This is a genomic window from Streptomyces sp. NPDC002776 (assembly GCF_053592195.1).
The window spans coordinates 65,151-80,475 of the sequence record NZ_JBSFVG010000022.1; the positions used below are offsets into that span (position 1 = coordinate 65,151).

Below are 15,325 nucleotides of genomic sequence, written 5' to 3' on the forward strand. Positions count from 1 at the left end.
ATGGCCGCGCCGCTCGCGATCCGCGCCGCCGCCTGGCACCTGCCCGAGCGCGGCGTCGACCTCGCCGACCTGCCTGAACTGGCCGCGCTCCACCCGGCGGAGCGCGAATTGTGCCTGGCCCTGGGCATCGACCGGATCCGCGCCGACGACGCGCTCGACGAGACGGCGCTGGCCCTGGACGCGGCCCGGCAGGCGCTCGCCGAGGCGGGCGTCGCCGCCGCGGACCTCGGGGCGCTCGTGGTCGTCGAGTCCCGCGCCCCCGAGCGGCTGATGGTCTCCGAAGCCACCCGGCTGCAGAACCTGCTCGGCGCCGACGCGGCCCTCACCTTCTCCGTGGGCGGTCTCGGCTGCGTGTCGATCACCCCGGCCCTGCTCACCGCCCGCGGGCTCCTCGCCGCCGACCCGGACCTGGAGCACGTCCTGGTCGTCCACGGCAGCAAGCCCGCGACGCCGGCCCGCTACCGGCATCCCGTGACGGTCAGCGGCGACGCGGGACAGGCGCTGCTGCTGGCCCGCGCCGGCGACCTGCGCATCCTCGACTGCCTCCAGGAGAGTGACGGCGCCTACTGGGACCTGTTCCACGTGCCCTTCCGCGACCGCCGCGTCGCCGACTGGCGCGAGGAGTGCCGGGACCCCACCGCGTACTCCTTCCGGCTCGCCCTGGAGACCCGCAACCGGCTGCGCGAGCTGCTGCGGCGGCTGCTGGAGCGCAACGGCCTGCGCCGCGAGGACGTGCGCGGATACGTCAGCCAGAACCTCTCGACGGGTGGCTTCGCCTTCCTGGAGGAGGCCCTGGACATGGCCCTGCTCCCGGCCTGCCGCGACAACCTGCGCCACTACGGACACCTGGGCCCCGCCGACGTCCTGCTCAACCTCGACACGGCCCTGCGCCGCGGGGAACTGCCCGACGGCGGACCGGTTGTCCTGATCAACGCCAGCCCGGTGGCCGCCTGGAGCCTGCTCCTGGTCGCCACCGGCGGTGACCACGAGCACACCTACCAGCTGTAGACCCACCAGACCTCCGGAGATCCCATGGCAACAGCGGCCGAGGACGTCCTGGCCTTCCTCACCCGGGCGTTGGGCAGCCCGGTCGGGCCCGACGACGACTACTTCGCCGACGGGCGCGCCAACTCGCTCTTCGCGCTGGAGCTCGTCGCGTTCGTCGAGCACCGCTTCCGGCTCACCGTCGAGGCGGAGGACCTCGACGTCGGCAACTTCCGGACCGCGGCCGACATCCTGGCGTTCGTCACCGCCAAGACGGGCGACCGTTCCCCGGGGACGGTGACCGATGCCGCCAACGGCTAGCGCCGCCGCCCTCGCCGCCCGGGCGAGCGCGGACGCCGCCGACTGGGACCGCGTCGGTGAACTGCCCGACTCCGTCGTCGCGGAGGCCGCCCGGGCCGGACTCCTCGGCGTCGGCGTGCCCACCGCACACGGGGGCGGCGGCGGCACCCCCGCCGAGCTGGGCGAGGTGTGCGCGCACCTCGGCGGGGCGTGCAGCGCCCTGCGTGCCCTGGTCACCGTCCAGGACATGGTCACCGCCGCGTTGCTGCGCTGGGGCACCCCGGCCCAGCGCGCCCGCTGGCTGCCGCCGCTGGCCCGCGGCGAGCGGCGCGCCGCGTTCGCGGCCACCGAGCGGGACGCGGGCACCGAACTGTCCGCCGTGACGGCCTCCGTGACCGAGAAGGGGGAGGAGATCGAGATCAGCGGGCACAAACGCTGGGTCACCTTCGGCCGGACCGCCGACACCTTCCTCGTCCTGGGCACCGCGGACGGACGCCCCGCCGCGGTCCTCGTCGATGGCGACCGGCCGGGCGTGCGCAGAGAGCCCGTCGAAGGACAACTCGGCCTGCGCGCGGCGGCCGTCGCGCATCTCGCCCTCGACCGGGTGCGCGTGCCCCGCGACCACCTCCTCGCACCTGTCGGGCTCGGCCTCTCGCACGTCGTCGCCACCGCGCTCGACCACGGGCGCTTCACCGTGGCCTGGGGGTGCGTGGGCATGGCCGAGGCCGTCCTCGACGCCACCGCCGAGCACGCCGCGCGGCGCACCCAGGGCGGTGCCGTGCTCGCCGAGCACGAGGTGGTCCGCGCCCTGCTGGGCCGCTGCGCCGTGGACACCGCCGCCGCCCGTGAACTGTGCGCCCGGGCCGCACACGCACGCGCCCAGCGCCTGCCCGAGGCGGTCGCGGACACCGTCGTCGCCAAGTACGCGGCGGCCCGCGCGGCGGTCCGGGTCACCGGCGGCGCCGTACAGACCCTCGGGGCCGCCGGCTGCGCTCCCGACAGCCTCGTGGGGCGCTTCTTCCGCGACGCCAAGGTCATGGAGCTCATCGAGGGGTCCGCGCACGTCGCCGAACTGCACATCGCCGAACGGCTGTTGCGCCGCTACGGCTTCAACTCTGCTGCCCACGCCGCCCGTCGGGAGGCTCACGCATGAGCGAAACCGCGAGTTCCCCGCCGGCCCCCCTCGTCAAGTGCCTGGTGTGGGACCTGGACGACACCCTGTGGCACGGCACGGTCCTGGAGGGGGACACCCCCCGCCCAGCTCCCGGAGCCGTCGCCACGCTCAAGGCCCTGGACGCGCGGGGCATCCTGCACGCCGTCGCCAGCCGCGGCGACCACGACACCGCCGTCGCCCATCTGACCGGCCTCGGCCTGGACGAGCTGTTCACCGTCGTGGAGATCGGCTGGGGAACCAAGTCCGAGGCGGTGCGCCGGATCGCCGGGACCCTCGGCATCGGCCTGGACACCATCGCGTTCATCGACAACGACGCCGTGGAACGCGCCGAGGTCGCCGCCGCCCTGCCCGTCGTACGCTGCCATCCCGCCGAACACGCCCCGCTGCTGCCCGGGCTGCCCGACTACCGGCCGCCGTACGTCACCGGCGAGAGCCGGGCCCGGCGCCGGCTCTACCGCAGCGAAGCGCGGCGCCGACAGGCCCAGGAGAACCACACCGGACCGCCGCAGGAGTTCCTCGCCTCGCTCGGGCTGGTCCTCACCGTGCGCCCCGCGACCGCCGACGACCTCGACCGCGCTCACGAACTCACGGTCCGAACCCACCAGTTGAACACCACCGGCCGCACCTACGACATGGCGGAATTGCGGGACCTGTGCACCTCCGAAGGGCACCAGGTGCTCGTGGCGAGCCTGGAGGACCGGTTCGGCTCCTACGGAACCGTCGGCCTCGCGCTGAGCGAACTCGACGAGCGGACCAGCCTGTTGAGGCTCCTGCTGCTGTCCTGCCGGGTGATCAACCGGGGCATCGGCCCCGCCCTGATCGGCCACCTGCTGCGCGACGCGCTCGCCGCGGGCCGCCGCCCCCTCGCCGAGTTCGTGCCCACCGACGTCAACCGCGTGATGCTGGTGAACCTGCGGTTCAGCGGCTTCGAGGTCCTCGAACGCACCGAGACGGGCCTGCTCCTCGGCTACGACCCCGCCCGCACTCCCCCCGCCCCGGACGGCGCGGTGCGCGTCGTCGCCCAGCCCTGACCCCGCTGACCCCGCTCGGAGGAGAGCCGATGCAACCCGAGACCGCGCCGCCACCACCCCCGCTCAGCGTCGGCGTCGTCGGCGCCGGCACCATGGGCGTCGGGGTGGCCCAGTGCCTGGCCGCCGCAGGCCATGACGTGATCGTCGTCGACCCCGACCCCCGCGCCCTCGCCGACGGCCCCGCACGACTGCGCGAGGGCGCCCGGGCCGCCGTACTCCTGCGCAAGGCCCCGCGGGACACGCCGGGCCTGCTGCCCCCGCGCGTGCGCTGGACCGACGAGCTCCGGCAGCTCGGCGACGTGTCCTTCGTCGTCGAGTGCGCCCCGGAGCGCATCCCGCTCAAGGAGGAGCTCTTCCAAGACCTCGCCGCCCTCTGCCCGCCCGGCGCGGTCCTCGCCTCGTGCACCTCCGCCATCCCCATCGACCGGCTCGCCGCACACACCGCCCGGCCCGACCGGGTCCTCGGCATGCACATCATGAACCCCGCCTGGGCCAAGGACGCCGTCGAGGTCGTCCGCGGCCCGCGCACCGGCGCCGACACCCTCGATCGCGCCCTGGGCCTGCTGGCCGGGATGGGCAAACACGGCATCGTCGTCTCCGACGGCCCCGGCTTCGTCTCCAACCGTGTCCTGATGGCCACCGTCAACGACGCGGCCGCGGTCGTCCAGGCGGGCACCGCCGACGCCCCGACCGTGGACCGGGTCTTCCAGGAGTGCTTCGGACACGCCATGGGCCCGCTCGGCACCGCCGACCTCATCGGCCTCGACACCGTCGTCGACACGCTCGACGTGCTGCGCACCCTCACCGAGGACGACCGCTTCACCCCCTGCGCCCTGCTCGCCGGACTGGTCGCCGAGGGGCGGCTCGGCCGCAAGACCGGGCAGGGCTTCCACGCCTATCCGGGGCCGCTCAGGCCCTCCGGCACACCCGGCCCCGTGCCCTCGCACACGCGATAACGGCGCGATACGTGGCTCATATCAGGCGCCAGCACAGTGGATCCGACCTCGCGCGCAGCGCCGGTCAGCAACCCGACAACCGACAGAGGTGACGACAGAAATGAGCACCGACACCAAGACGCTCGTGCACAGCATCCTGGCCGAGGACCTGGAGGTCGATCCGGCGGAGATCGCGGACGACGTCAGCCTGCGCACCCTGGAACTGGACTCGCTTGCCGTCGCCGAGCTCATCGTCCGCATCAAGGAGGAGACCGGCGTCGATCTGGAGGGCGAGGAGACCCGCATGGCCGACCTCACCGTCGGGGACATCGTCGCCCTGGCCGCACCGGGCCGGGAAGCGGCGTGACCGACGGCCCCGTCGCCATCACCGGCACCGGACTGGTCACCCCGGCCGGCACCGACACCGACGCCACCTGGGACGCGCTGTGCGCCGCCCGCTCGCTGCCGGCCGGAGACCCCGAGCCGCTGGAGGACACCGGCGTTCTGCACAGCCTGCGGGTGCCGCCCCTGCGTCCCGGGCAGCTCGCGGGGCGGGGCACCGCGCGCACCGACCCGTTCATCCGCTTCGCCCTCACCGCCGTGGAGGAGGCGCTCGCCGCCTCGGGCCTGGACCCCGACAGCTGGGACGGCAACCGGGTCGGCGTCGTCGTCGGCTGCGGACTCGGCGGCGTGACGACCTTGCACGAGCAGCAGGAGCGGCTCGGCCGCGGCGGTCCCGGGATCGTCTCGCCGTATCTGCACCCCCGTTCGCTGATCAACATGGCGGCGGGCGCCATCAGCCTGCGCCACGGGATCACCGGCCCCAGCCACACCGTGGTCGCGGCCTGCGCCTCCGGCGCGGCGGCCATCGGCCTGGGCAAGACCCTGCTGGACGCGGGACTGTGCGACACGGTGATCGCCTGCGGCACGGACGCCGGTGTGACGCCCTTGGTGGTCTCCGGTTTCGCCCGCATGGGCGCCCTGTCCCAGCAGAAAGGGCCCGATGCCTCCCGGCCGTTCTCCGCCGACCGCGACGGTTTCGTCATCTCCGAGGGCGCGGCCGCCGTCGTCATGGAGAAGCCCGCCAAGGCACGGGCCCGGGGCGCCGAGGTGCTGGGCCGGCTGCTCGGCTACGGCAGCACCTCCGACGCCCATCACCCCACCGCACCGCATCCCGAGGGCGCGGGCGCCGAGGCCGCCGTCCGCCAGGCGCTGGAACAGGCCCGCCTGAGCCCCGCCGACGTGCAGACCGTCAACGCCCACGGCACCTCGACCCCGGCGAACGACCTCACCGAGGGCCGGCTCATCGCGCGGCTCTTCCCGCACCGCCCGTCGGTCACCGCGAACAAGGGGCTGCTCGGCCACACGCTCGGCGCGGCCGGTGCCATCGAGGCCGTACTGACCCTGCGCAGCCTGCGCACCGGGATCCTGCCGCCGATCGCGCACACCGAACGGTCCGACCCGCTCCTGCCCGACCTGGACCTGGTGCTGGGCGGCGCCCGCCGGCACGACGCGACCGTCGCCGTGAGCACGTCCTTCGGGTTCGGCGGCAGCAACTGCGCCCTGGTGCTCGACGCCTGACCCGCCGCCGCCACCGAACCGAGCGACCCGATCCTGGGGGAGTCCATGACGCATCGCGAAGAAGAACTGGCCCGAGTGCTGGCCGGGCCCGAGTTCGCCCCCGTCCGTCCGGCCGGCCAGAGCCTGTACGACTACAGTCTGCTGACGCTGCGCCGGGCACGGCTCCTCAACGGGGCCGGACTCACCGCCAACTCGGACTGGCTGGGCCGCGGGGACAGCGACGCCTTCCCCGGCTTCCTGCGCACCATGGGCTGGATCGGCGCCTACGACCTGTCCCTGCTCAACGTCCTGGTCTCGCACCAGATCGCGGGCGACGCGCTGCTCAGCCACGGCGGCCCCGGCCAGCTCCGCTCCTACGGGCCGGAGATCGACCGGATGGCGAAGGTGTACTGCTTCGCCGCCTCCGAACTGCACGCGGGCTCCGACCTCAAGCGGGTCCGGACCACCGCCGTCCTCGACCCGACGCACCGCACCCTGGTGCTGAACACTCCGAGCCCCGCCGACGCCAAGGTGTGGATCGGCAACAGCCTGTACACCGGCGACGTGGCCATGGTGCTGGGCCGCCTGGTCGTGGGCGGCCGCGACGAGGGCCACCACTGGTTCCGGGTGCCGCTGCGCGAGGGTGGCCGAGTGCTGCCCGGGGTGAGCATCGGGCGCGCCGAGCCCAAAGGCGGGGTGACGGCCAATCAGACCGGGGTGCTGACCTTCACCGACTGTCGTCTGCCGCTGTCCGCGCTCATGGACCGGTGGGCCGCCGTCGGCTCCGACGGGACCTACCGCTCCCCGCTGCCCCGCCACCGGCGGTTCGAGGAGTGCCTGGCCACCTTCACCCACGAGCGGCTCTTCCCGTCCGTGGGCGCCGCCCACGCCCAGCTCCTCGCATGCGCCGTCACCACCCGGTTCGCGGTCGTCAAGCAGGCGTTCGGGGCACCGCTGATCGGCCATGCCCACTACCGCGTACGGTTGTCCACCGCCGTCTGCCGGGCGCTCGCGGCCCGCCACGCCATGGCGGCGCTGACCTCGGTCGCCGTGGCCCGCGCGGCCCAGGACCCACCCGCCCGCGACCAGGTGGTGCACGCCCTGATCTCCTGCGGCAAGTCGGGCTGCACCGGCGACGCGCGGCACACCCTCGCCGAGACCCGTGAACTGTGCGGGGGCCTCGGTTACCACGACGACAACCAGATCGCCCCGCTGCTGCACGACTACGAGATCGCCGTCACCTTCGGCGGTGACAACACCGTCCTCGGCTATCAGGCGTCGCGCTACGCCCTGCGCCACCGCAAGGAGTTCGACGCCGTGCTGGACGAGGCGGTCGCGGTGGCCGGCGGCGCCGAGACCGTGCTGCTGATGCGGCAGATCTGCGACGTCCTCCTCGACCGCGTCGAGCAGTCGGGACCCGGTGAGGCCAGCACCCGCTGGACCCGCGCGGTCTGCCAGACGCTGGCGCTCGGCCACTGGGCAGCCCACCCCGAAGGCCCGCTGGGCACCCGGCTGCTGGGCCAGTACGCGGCCGCCTGTCTGCTGGAGCACGCCCTGACCGGACTGCGGGCCGGGATCCTCGACACCGACGCCGTCCTGCGTCTGGAGGACACCCGCCAGGCGGCCGCCGCGGCCCCGCTGGACGGGCTGGAGCTCCTCGGCACCCTCGCCGTACCGGACGAACTGATCACCGCCCCCATCGCCCGCCCGGACTTCGCCGAACGCCATGTGACCGCGGCCCACGAGGATTTTCGGGCCGCTGCCGCTCCCATGACCGCACCGGAAGGAGGCACCCCCGCATGACCGGCCCGCACCCCGCCCCGGCGGCCGTCGTCACCGGACTCGGCACCTGTCTGCCGGAGTCCGTCGTCACCAACGACGACCTGTCCCGGCACCTGGACACCGACCACGCCTGGATCCACAGCCGCACCGGCATCGAACGCCGTCGCCGTGCCGCACCCGGCACCGGCACCGGCGACCTGGCCGTCGCCGCAGGCGGCGCCGCGCTGAAGTCCGCCGGCCGGGACGACTGCGACCTGGTCCTGCTGGCGACCACCACACCCGACCGGCGCTGCCCGGCCACCGCCCCCACGGTCGCCTCCCGACTGGGCCTCCGGGCGGCCGCGTTCGACCTGTCCGCCGTGTGCTCCGGATTCGTCTACGGCCTCACCGCCGCCGCCGCGATGATCACCGCCGGGACCTTCGAGCGCGCCCTGGTCATCGGCGCGGACGTCTACTCCTCCATCGTCGACCCCGCCGACCGGGGCACGGCCGTCGTCTTCGGCGACGGCGCCGGAGCGGTCGTCCTGGAACGCGGTCACCGGGACACCCCTGGCGCGCTGCTGCATGCCGAACTCGGCAGCGACGGCACCGGAGCCGACCTGATCACCATCCCGCCCGGCGCCGACCACCTGACCATGCGGGGACGCGAGGTCTACACCCGCGCCGTCACCACGATGACCGAGTCGGCCCGGTCCGTGGCCGAAGCCGCGGGCTGGAGCACCGACGACATCGACGCCTTCGTCGGCCACCAGGCCAACCAGCGCATCCTCGCCTCCGTCGCCAAGCGCCTCGGGCTGCCCCCCGAGCGCGTCATCTCCAACATCGCCGAGGTCGGCAACACCGCCGCCGCCTCCATCCCGCTGGCCCTCGCCGACGCGGCTGCCGCGGGCCAGGTCCGGGAGGGCGACCGCCTCGTGCTGACCGCCTTCGGCGGCGGCCTCACCTGGGGTTCGGCCGCACTCGTCTGGTCCGACACGGAACCCGTGTGCGACGCACGGGCCTGAGCGCCCGCAGGCCCTCCCCTCAACGCTCTGTCACCGATACGGAAGGAAACATCCGGTGCCCAAGGTACGGATCGCGATCGTCGGCGCGGGAATGGGCGGACTCGCCGCGGCCGTCGCCCTGACCCGGGCGGGTCACGAGGTGCGGATCCACGAACAGGCCCCCGCGCTCGGCGAAGTCGGCGTGGGGATGCATCTGACCCCCAACGGCACCCGGATCCTTGAGCGCTGGGGCCTCGGCGAGGCCCTGCGGGCGCGCGGCGTGGAACCCGCGGCGATGGAGGTGCGGGAGTGGGCGGGCGGCACCACCTTGGTGCGCAGGCCGATGGGCGAGGCCTGGCGCGCCGAGTTCGGGGCGCCGTACTACACCATCCACCGCGCCGACCTGCACGCCCTGCTCGCCGGACTGCTGCCGCCCGGCACGGTCCGGCTCGGCCGCCGGCTGGCGCGGTTCACCGACGACGGCGACGCCGTCCGGCTGGAGTTCCTCGACGGCGCCGTCGAGGAAGCCGACGTCCTGATCGGCGCCGACGGCGTCCACTCGGTGGTCCGCCGCGCGCTGCACGGCCCCGACCTGCCTGTCTTCGCCGGGCAGAGCGCACTTCGCGGGCTGGTCGACCGCCGGGACGTGCCCGGACTGCCCGACGACACCGTGCTGGTGTGGGCCGGCCCCGACGCCCGCATGCTGGCCTACCCGGTGCGGGGCGGGGAACAGCTCACCTTCGTCGCCGTGGTCCCGGGCGGTGAGGAGCACCTGGAGTCCTGGAGCGCGCCCGGCGATCCCGTCGCCCTCGCCGCGGCCTTCTCCGGCTGGAACCCCGACGTCACCGCCCTGGTGGCCGCCGTGCGGGAGACCCGGCGCTGGGAGCTGTACGACCGCGAACCCCTGCCCTTCTGGGGGCGCGGCGCGGTCACCCTGCTCGGCGACGCCGCGCACCCGATGCTGCCCCACCACGGCCAGGGCGTCGGCCAGGCCGTCGAGGACGCGGCCGTCCTCGCCCACTTCCTGGACGCCCCGCACACCTCCCCGGCCGCCGGCTCGCGCGAGCGGATCGCCGACGCGCTGCGCGGCTACGAAGACGTCCGCCGCCCGCACACCGCGCGGGTCCAGCTCGGCTCCCGCGACAGCGGCTCGCAGCGGCTGCGCCCCGCGGCGGACGGGACCGCGCCCAAGGACTCCATGGCGTCCCTGGTCCAGGACGTCTCCTGGATCCAGCGCCACGACGCCGAGGCGGACCTCCCGGCAGCCATCTCCCCGGCCGGTCTACCGGTCTGAGTCCGACCCGCGTCCTACCACCTTCCGTCCCACCCGCTCACGACAGAACAGGAAGAACCGTGCAGAAAAACCTTGGCAGGCGAAGCGTCCTGCGTACCTCCCTGGGCACCGCCGCCGCCCTCGGCCTCGGTGCCGGCGGTCAGCTCCTCGCCGCCCCGGGCGCCCTCGCCGTCGAAACCGCCCCCGGCCACGCCGAGTTCCCCGACGTGCCGGGCATGCTCGGCGACCGCCGGGCCAACGAACTCTGGTACCAGTTCGACGAGGTCACCCTCTACAACTCGGGTCCGGAGCTGGAGCAGGCCTACGCCGACATCGCCGCCGCCCTCGGCGACAAGTGGGAGCGTGCCATCTTCGACACCTGGATGAGCATGGCCAAGTCCCGTGACTACCCGCACAACTTCACCGAGTACGTCACCCCGATCCGCGGCCCGCTCCAGGTGCTGTCCACGGCACAGCTCGGCGTCTTCGACGCCCTCTACCGGCCGTACGGCCGCGGACTCGTGGGCGCCTTCGCCGACTTCGCGCAGGGCGTCCTCTACGACCCGCGCCGTGAGCGCCCGGTGCACACCATGAACGGCAACCCGCCGCCCGGGTACCACATCTGGTTCATCTTCATGCGCGCCATGACCCTGCTGGGCATCGACCGCCACCGCTGGGAGCGCATCGCGCCGATCAACGCCATGGCCTGGGCGATCCAGACCATTGCCAAGCCCGACCAGTGGAACGTCAAGGAGCCCCTGCCGCAGGCCACCGTGGCCCGCGAGGCCGCCAAGTGGCTGCCGCGCTCGCTCACCCGCCTGGACCGCGACTTCCAGTCCTACCCCCTTCCCGAAGGCATGAGCTGACCGGCCGAGGGCGGCCCTGAGAGGACTTTCATGCGTACCGGAATCTGGCTGGTGGGTGCCCGCGGCTCGGTGGCGACGACCACCGTGGCGGGCGCCGCCGCGCTGCGCGCCGGGCTGATGCCCGCCACCGGGTGCGTCAGCACCCTCGGCCCCTTCCGTGATCTGCCCCTGCCCGGCTTCGACGAGCTGGTGTTCGGCGGACACGACGTCGTCGACACCCCGCTCGCCAAACGGGCCGGCCAGCTCGCCGAGGAGGGCGTCCTGCCGGCCGGACTGCCGGACCTGGTGGCCGGGGAACTCGGCGCGGCGGACGCCGAGATCCGTCCCGCCCCGCACACCGAGGGTCCCGCCGGGCGGACCGCGGCGGACGCGGTCGCGTCCGACCTGACCCGGTTCCGGGAACGCCACCGCCTCGACCGGGTCGTCGTCGTCAATGTCTCCTCCACGCAGCCACCCGCCGAGCCGCACCCCGCCCACGCCTCGCTCGGCCTGCTGCGCGCGGCGCTGGAGCGCGGCGAGCCGGTGCTGCCCGACAGCGCCCTGTACGCGTGGGCCGCGCTGGAGACGGGCTGCGCCTTCGTCGACTTCACCCCGTCGACGGGGGCGCGGCTGCCCGCCCTGGACGAACTGGCCAGGGAGCGGGGGCTGCCGTACGCGGGCCGGGACGGCAAGACCGGGGAGACGCTGCTCAAGGCGGCGCTGGCACCCATGTTCGCCCACCGTGCCCTGCGGGTGCGGTCCTGGTCCGGCACCAACCTGCTCGGCGGCGGCGACGGGGCGACCCTCGCCGACCCCGCGAGCGCGGCCAGCAAGACCGACTCCAAGGCGCTCGTCCTCGAAGGCGTCCTCGGTCATCCGGTCGAGGGCGGGGTACACATCCACCACGTGCCCGACCTCGGCGAGTGGAAGACCGCCTGGGACCACGTCACCTTCGAGGGCTTCCTCGGCGTGCGCATGTCCCTCCAGTTCACCTGGCAGGGCTGCGACTCCGCCCTGGCCGCCCCGCTCGTGCTCGACCTGGCGCGGTTCACGGCCCTCGCCCACCGCGCGGGTCTCGCGGGCCCGCTGCCCGAGCTCGGCTTCTTCTTCAAGGACCCGCTGGGCGGGGGCGAACACGGCCTGGAGGTGCAGTACGCCGCCCTCGTCGACTGGGCCCGCGGCCTCGGCGACGCCGTGGGGCGCTGACGTGGCGCCCTCCGCGCGGACCCTGATGCGGCTGGTGCGCGCCCCCGCCGCGCTCTCCGTCCCCGGCGACGTGCTCGCCGGGGCGGCAGCGGCGGGGCGGCCGCTGCGGCCGTCGACCCTCGGCACGGTGGCCTCCTCGGTCTGCCTGTACTGGGCCGGCATGGCCCTGAACGACTACGCCGACCGCGACCTCGACGCCGTGGAGCGGCCCGAACGCCCCATCCCCAGCGGGCAGATCAGCCCCGCGGCCGCCCTCGCGACGGCCGGCTCGCTCACCGCAGCGGGCCTGGGCCTCGCCGTCCTCGCCCAGGGACGGCGCGGGCTGCTCACGGCACTGCCGCTCGCCGGGACCGTCTGGGCGTACGACCTCGCGCTCAAACCGACCCGGGCGGCCGCCCCGGCGATGGCGGCCGCCCGCGCCCTCGACGTGCTGGCCGGCGCGGGCCCCGGCGGACTGCGCCGGGCGCTGCCCACGGCCGCCACCGTCGGCCTGCACACGGCCCTGCTCACCCGGCTGAGCCGGTACGAGGTGCACGGCGCGCCCCGCGCGGTGCCGCTGACCTCGCTGGCCGGCGGTCTGGCCGTCGGCGCCGCCGCCCTCGCCCGCGGGCGCCGCGCCCGGCCCGCCGACCAGGTGGCCGCGGCCGTGTGCACGGCCGTCTACACCGCCGCGGGGGCCCGCGCGCAGATCGCCGCCGCCCGCACCCCGTCGTCCCTGCGGGTACGGCAGGCGGTGGGCGCCGGCATCCACGGCCTGCTGCCGCTCCAGGCCGCGCTGACCGCCGCCGCGGGCCGGGGTGCCCTCGGTGCCGCGCTCGCCGCGGGTCTGCCGCTGGCCCGCCGACTGGGCAGAAAGGTGTCCCCGACATGACCACCACCCCCAGCCCCACCCCGCCCCTCCCGCTGCGCTTCGGCTACGGCACCAACGGCTTCGGCGACCACACCCTGGACGACGCCCTCATGGTGCTGGCCGACCTCGGCTACCAGGGCGTGGCGCTGACCCTCGACCCGCGTCACCTCGACCCGTTCGCCGATGACCTGTCCCAGCGGGTGCGGCGGCTCGCCGCCCGCCTGGACCGGCTCGGCCTCGCCGTGGTCGTCGAGACCGGCGGCCGCTACGTCCTCGACCCCTGGCGCAAGCACCAGCCGGTGCTGATGTCCGACGAGGGCACCGAACGCCGGGTGGACCTGCTGCTGCGCGCCGTGCGCATCGCCGCCGAACTCGGCGCGGAGGCCGTGTCGTTCTGGAGCGGCACCCCCGACCCGCACCTGCCCGAACACACCGTCTGGGACCGGCTCCTGGCGGGCTGCGCCCAGGTCGTCGAGGCCGCCGAACGGGCCGGGGTGCCGCTGGGCTTTGAACCCGAGCCCGGCATGTTCGTCGACACGCTCGACGCCTACGACGAGCTGAGTCGCAGGCTGGGCAACCCGGACGTGTTCGGCCTCACCCTGGACATCGGACACTGCCGCTGCCTGGAACTCCAGTCGGTCGCCGACTGCGTGCGGCGGGTCGCCGGACGGCTGGTGAACGTCCAGATCGACGACATGCGCCGGGGCGTCCACGAGCACCTGGAGTTCGGCACGGGCGAGATCGACTTCCCGCCCGTGCTCGCCGCGCTGGCCGACACCGGCTACCGCGGCCTGGTCGCCGTCGAGCTGCCCCGCCACAGCCACGCCGCGGTGACCGTGGCCGCGGACTCGCTGGCCTTCCTGCGCACGGCGGAGCACTCGGCGCGGGCCGCCGTGCGGAAGGAGGCCGTGGCATGACACGTCTGGAGGCGCTGCTGCCCGAGCGGGCCCGCATCTGGTTGGCGGACGCCCGGACAGCGGTGAGCGACGATGTCACCGCTGTCGACGGGCTGTTCGCCGTGGCCGCCCGGCGCTGCGGACGCGACCCGCTCGACACCGGCGAGGGCGAGGCCGGATGGACGGTCGACGACGCCGTTCGCGCCCTGCTGCTGGCCGCGCTGCCGCTGCGCGGCGCGCAGCTCGCGGCCGTGGCCACGCGGCTGTACCGCCTCGGCGGGGCGGCCGAACGGCGGGCCGTGCTCAGGTCACTGCCCCTGCTGGAGCAGGCCTCGGGCCTGGGGGACCGGGCGCTGCGGCTGACCGAGGACGCCCTGCGGACCAACGACCCGCGGCTGATCGCCGCCGCCCTCGGCCCCTACGGCGCCCGCCACCTGGACGCCCACGCCTTCCGGCAGGCCGTCCTGAAGTGTGTGTTCGTCGGGATCCCGCTGGCCGGCGTGGCCGGTCTCGACGAGCGTGCCGATGCCGAACTCGCCCGCATGATGGCCGACTTCGCGACCGAGCGCCGCGCCGCGGCCAGGCCGGTCCCGCCCGATGTCCTGGCCTTCCTCACGACCCATCCCGCACCGACGGAGGCCACGACGTGACGCGCATCTTCGACCCCCACATCCACATGACCTCCCGGACCACCGACGACTACGAGGCGATGGCCGCCGCGGGAGTCCGCGCGCTGGTCGAACCCTCCTTCTGGCTCGGCCAGCCGCGCACCGGCGTCAGCTCCTTCACCGACTACTTCGACGCCCTGCTCGGCTGGGAGCCCTACCGCGCCGAGCAGTTCGGCATCCGGCACCACTGCGCGCTCGCCCTCAACCCCAAGGAGGCGAACGACCCGCGGCTGACCGAGGTCCTCGACGTGCTGCCCCGCTACCTGGTCCGAGACCGGGTCGTGGCCGTCGGCGAGATCGGCTACGACTCGATGACCCCGCAGGAGGACAAGGCGTTCGCCGCCCAGCTCCAGCTCGCCGTCGAGTACGAGCTGCCCGTCCTCGTCCACACCCCGCACCGGGACAAGGCCGAGGGCACCCGCCGCACGCTCGACGTGATCCGCGAGTCCGGCATCGACCCGTCGCTGGTCGTGGTCGACCACCTCAACGAGGTGACGGTCGCCGAGGTCGCCGACAGCGGCTGCTGGACGGGCTTCTCGATCTACCCCGACACCAAGATGAGCGAGGAGCGCATGGTCGCGGTGCTGCGCGAGTACGGCACGGACCGGATGCTGGTCAACTCCGCCGCGGACTGGGGCCGCAGCGACCCGCTCAAGACCCGCCGCACCGCCGACGCCATGCGCGCCGCCGGGTTCGACGAGGACGCCGTGGACAAGGTGCTGTGGCGCAACCCGGTCGCCTTCTACGGCCGGAGCGGACGCCTGGAGCTCGACGCCCCTGACGCCGCGCCCGCCGCGGAGTTCGAGGGCAGCTCCATCCGGCGCGGGGAGAGGTAGGA

At 74.5% G+C, this 15,325-nt stretch carries 16 protein-coding genes; all 16 read left to right on the forward strand.

The window, feature by feature from the left end:
* Positions 1-1,008, forward strand: coding sequence for a 3-oxoacyl-ACP synthase (locus ACWD11_RS31310; RefSeq protein ID WP_451287044.1), 1,008 nt, complete (start codon positions 1-3; stop codon positions 1,006-1,008).
* Positions 1,009-1,032: 24 nt separating this feature from the next.
* Positions 1,033-1,305, forward strand: coding sequence for an acyl carrier protein (locus tag ACWD11_RS31315; RefSeq protein WP_389420169.1), 273 nt, complete (start codon positions 1,033-1,035; stop codon positions 1,303-1,305).
* The gene (locus ACWD11_RS31320) at positions 1,289-2,437 is read left to right on the forward strand and encodes an acyl-CoA dehydrogenase family protein (RefSeq protein ID WP_451287046.1); all 1,149 of its coding nucleotides are present in this window, start codon (positions 1,289-1,291) and stop codon (positions 2,435-2,437) included. Before ACWD11_RS31315 ends, ACWD11_RS31320 begins: the two co-directional genes overlap by 17 nt.
* Positions 2,434-3,489 (forward strand): HAD-IIIC family phosphatase, encoded by a 1,056-nt coding sequence (locus ACWD11_RS31325; RefSeq protein WP_451287048.1) that lies wholly within the window; start codon positions 2,434-2,436, stop codon positions 3,487-3,489. The genes ACWD11_RS31320 and ACWD11_RS31325 overlap by 4 nt, the downstream gene beginning before the upstream one ends.
* Before the next feature lie 29 nt (positions 3,490-3,518).
* Complete coding sequence (locus tag ACWD11_RS31330; protein ID WP_389420166.1) at positions 3,519-4,445, forward strand: 3-hydroxyacyl-CoA dehydrogenase family protein; 927 nt, start codon at positions 3,519-3,521, stop codon at positions 4,443-4,445.
* 100 nt (positions 4,446-4,545) lie between these two features.
* The gene (locus ACWD11_RS31335) at positions 4,546-4,791 is read left to right on the forward strand and encodes an acyl carrier protein (protein WP_389420165.1); all 246 of its coding nucleotides are present in this window, start codon (positions 4,546-4,548) and stop codon (positions 4,789-4,791) included.
* Entirely contained in the window at positions 4,788-6,005 is a 1,218-nt protein-coding gene (locus ACWD11_RS31340; protein WP_451287050.1) for a beta-ketoacyl-[acyl-carrier-protein] synthase family protein, read from the forward strand. The genes ACWD11_RS31335 and ACWD11_RS31340 overlap by 4 nt, the downstream gene beginning before the upstream one ends.
* Before the next feature lie 45 nt (positions 6,006-6,050).
* Positions 6,051-7,787: an acyl-CoA dehydrogenase family protein gene (locus ACWD11_RS31345; protein ID WP_451287052.1), complete on the forward strand. Its 1,737-nt coding sequence runs from the start codon at positions 6,051-6,053 to the stop codon at positions 7,785-7,787.
* Entirely contained in the window at positions 7,784-8,770 is a 987-nt protein-coding gene (locus ACWD11_RS31350) for a beta-ketoacyl-ACP synthase III (protein WP_389420162.1), read from the forward strand. The genes ACWD11_RS31345 and ACWD11_RS31350 overlap by 4 nt, the downstream gene beginning before the upstream one ends.
* A gap of 55 nt (positions 8,771-8,825) precedes the next feature.
* Positions 8,826-10,043: an FAD-dependent monooxygenase gene (locus tag ACWD11_RS31355; protein WP_451287054.1), complete on the forward strand. Its 1,218-nt coding sequence runs from the start codon at positions 8,826-8,828 to the stop codon at positions 10,041-10,043.
* Between the two features lie 59 nt (positions 10,044-10,102).
* Positions 10,103-10,888 carry a hypothetical protein gene (locus ACWD11_RS31360; RefSeq protein WP_389420160.1) on the forward strand — a complete coding sequence of 262 codons (786 nt, stop codon included), beginning with the start codon at positions 10,103-10,105 and terminating at the stop codon, positions 10,886-10,888.
* Between the two features lie 30 nt (positions 10,889-10,918).
* Entirely contained in the window at positions 10,919-12,073 is a 1,155-nt protein-coding gene (locus ACWD11_RS31365; protein ID WP_451287056.1) for an inositol-3-phosphate synthase, read from the forward strand.
* A gap of 25 nt (positions 12,074-12,098) precedes the next feature.
* Positions 12,099-12,944 carry an SCO3242 family prenyltransferase gene (locus ACWD11_RS31370; RefSeq protein WP_451287083.1) on the forward strand — a complete coding sequence of 282 codons (846 nt, stop codon included), beginning with the start codon at positions 12,099-12,101 and terminating at the stop codon, positions 12,942-12,944.
* Entirely contained in the window at positions 12,941-13,840 is a 900-nt protein-coding gene (locus tag ACWD11_RS31375) for a sugar phosphate isomerase/epimerase family protein (protein WP_451287058.1), read from the forward strand. Before ACWD11_RS31370 ends, ACWD11_RS31375 begins: the two co-directional genes overlap by 4 nt.
* On the forward strand, positions 13,837-14,469 hold the full coding sequence (locus ACWD11_RS31380) for an EboA domain-containing protein (RefSeq protein WP_451287060.1): 633 nt from the start codon (positions 13,837-13,839) through the stop codon (positions 14,467-14,469). The genes ACWD11_RS31375 and ACWD11_RS31380 overlap by 4 nt, the downstream gene beginning before the upstream one ends.
* Positions 14,466-15,323 (forward strand): TatD family hydrolase, encoded by an 858-nt coding sequence (locus ACWD11_RS31385; RefSeq protein ID WP_389420155.1) that lies wholly within the window; start codon positions 14,466-14,468, stop codon positions 15,321-15,323. The genes ACWD11_RS31380 and ACWD11_RS31385 overlap by 4 nt, the downstream gene beginning before the upstream one ends.
* The last annotated feature ends 2 nt before the right edge of the window (positions 15,324-15,325 follow it).

Excerpts from the sequence above, each read along its gene's own strand:
- ACWD11_RS31310 (WP_451287044.1), top strand. The coding sequence starts at position 1 with ATGGCCGCGCCGCTCGCGATCCGCGCCGCCGCCTGGCACCTGCCCGAG.
- ACWD11_RS31315 (WP_389420169.1), top strand. The coding sequence starts at position 1,033 with ATGGCAACAGCGGCCGAGGACGTCCTGGCCTTCCTCACCCGGGCGTTG.
- ACWD11_RS31320 (WP_451287046.1), top strand. The coding sequence starts at position 1,289 with ATGCCGCCAACGGCTAGCGCCGCCGCCCTCGCCGCCCGGGCGAGCGCG.
- ACWD11_RS31325 (WP_451287048.1), top strand. The coding sequence starts at position 2,434 with ATGAGCGAAACCGCGAGTTCCCCGCCGGCCCCCCTCGTCAAGTGCCTG.
- ACWD11_RS31330 (WP_389420166.1), top strand. The coding sequence starts at position 3,519 with ATGCAACCCGAGACCGCGCCGCCACCACCCCCGCTCAGCGTCGGCGTC.
- ACWD11_RS31335 (WP_389420165.1), top strand. The coding sequence starts at position 4,546 with ATGAGCACCGACACCAAGACGCTCGTGCACAGCATCCTGGCCGAGGAC.
- ACWD11_RS31345 (WP_451287052.1), top strand. The coding sequence starts at position 6,051 with ATGACGCATCGCGAAGAAGAACTGGCCCGAGTGCTGGCCGGGCCCGAG.
- ACWD11_RS31350 (WP_389420162.1), top strand. The coding sequence starts at position 7,784 with ATGACCGGCCCGCACCCCGCCCCGGCGGCCGTCGTCACCGGACTCGGC.
- ACWD11_RS31365 (WP_451287056.1), top strand. The coding sequence starts at position 10,919 with ATGCGTACCGGAATCTGGCTGGTGGGTGCCCGCGGCTCGGTGGCGACG.
- ACWD11_RS31370 (WP_451287083.1), top strand. The coding sequence starts at position 12,099 with ATGCGGCTGGTGCGCGCCCCCGCCGCGCTCTCCGTCCCCGGCGACGTG.
- ACWD11_RS31375 (WP_451287058.1), top strand. The coding sequence starts at position 12,941 with ATGACCACCACCCCCAGCCCCACCCCGCCCCTCCCGCTGCGCTTCGGC.
- ACWD11_RS31380 (WP_451287060.1), top strand. The coding sequence starts at position 13,837 with ATGACACGTCTGGAGGCGCTGCTGCCCGAGCGGGCCCGCATCTGGTTG.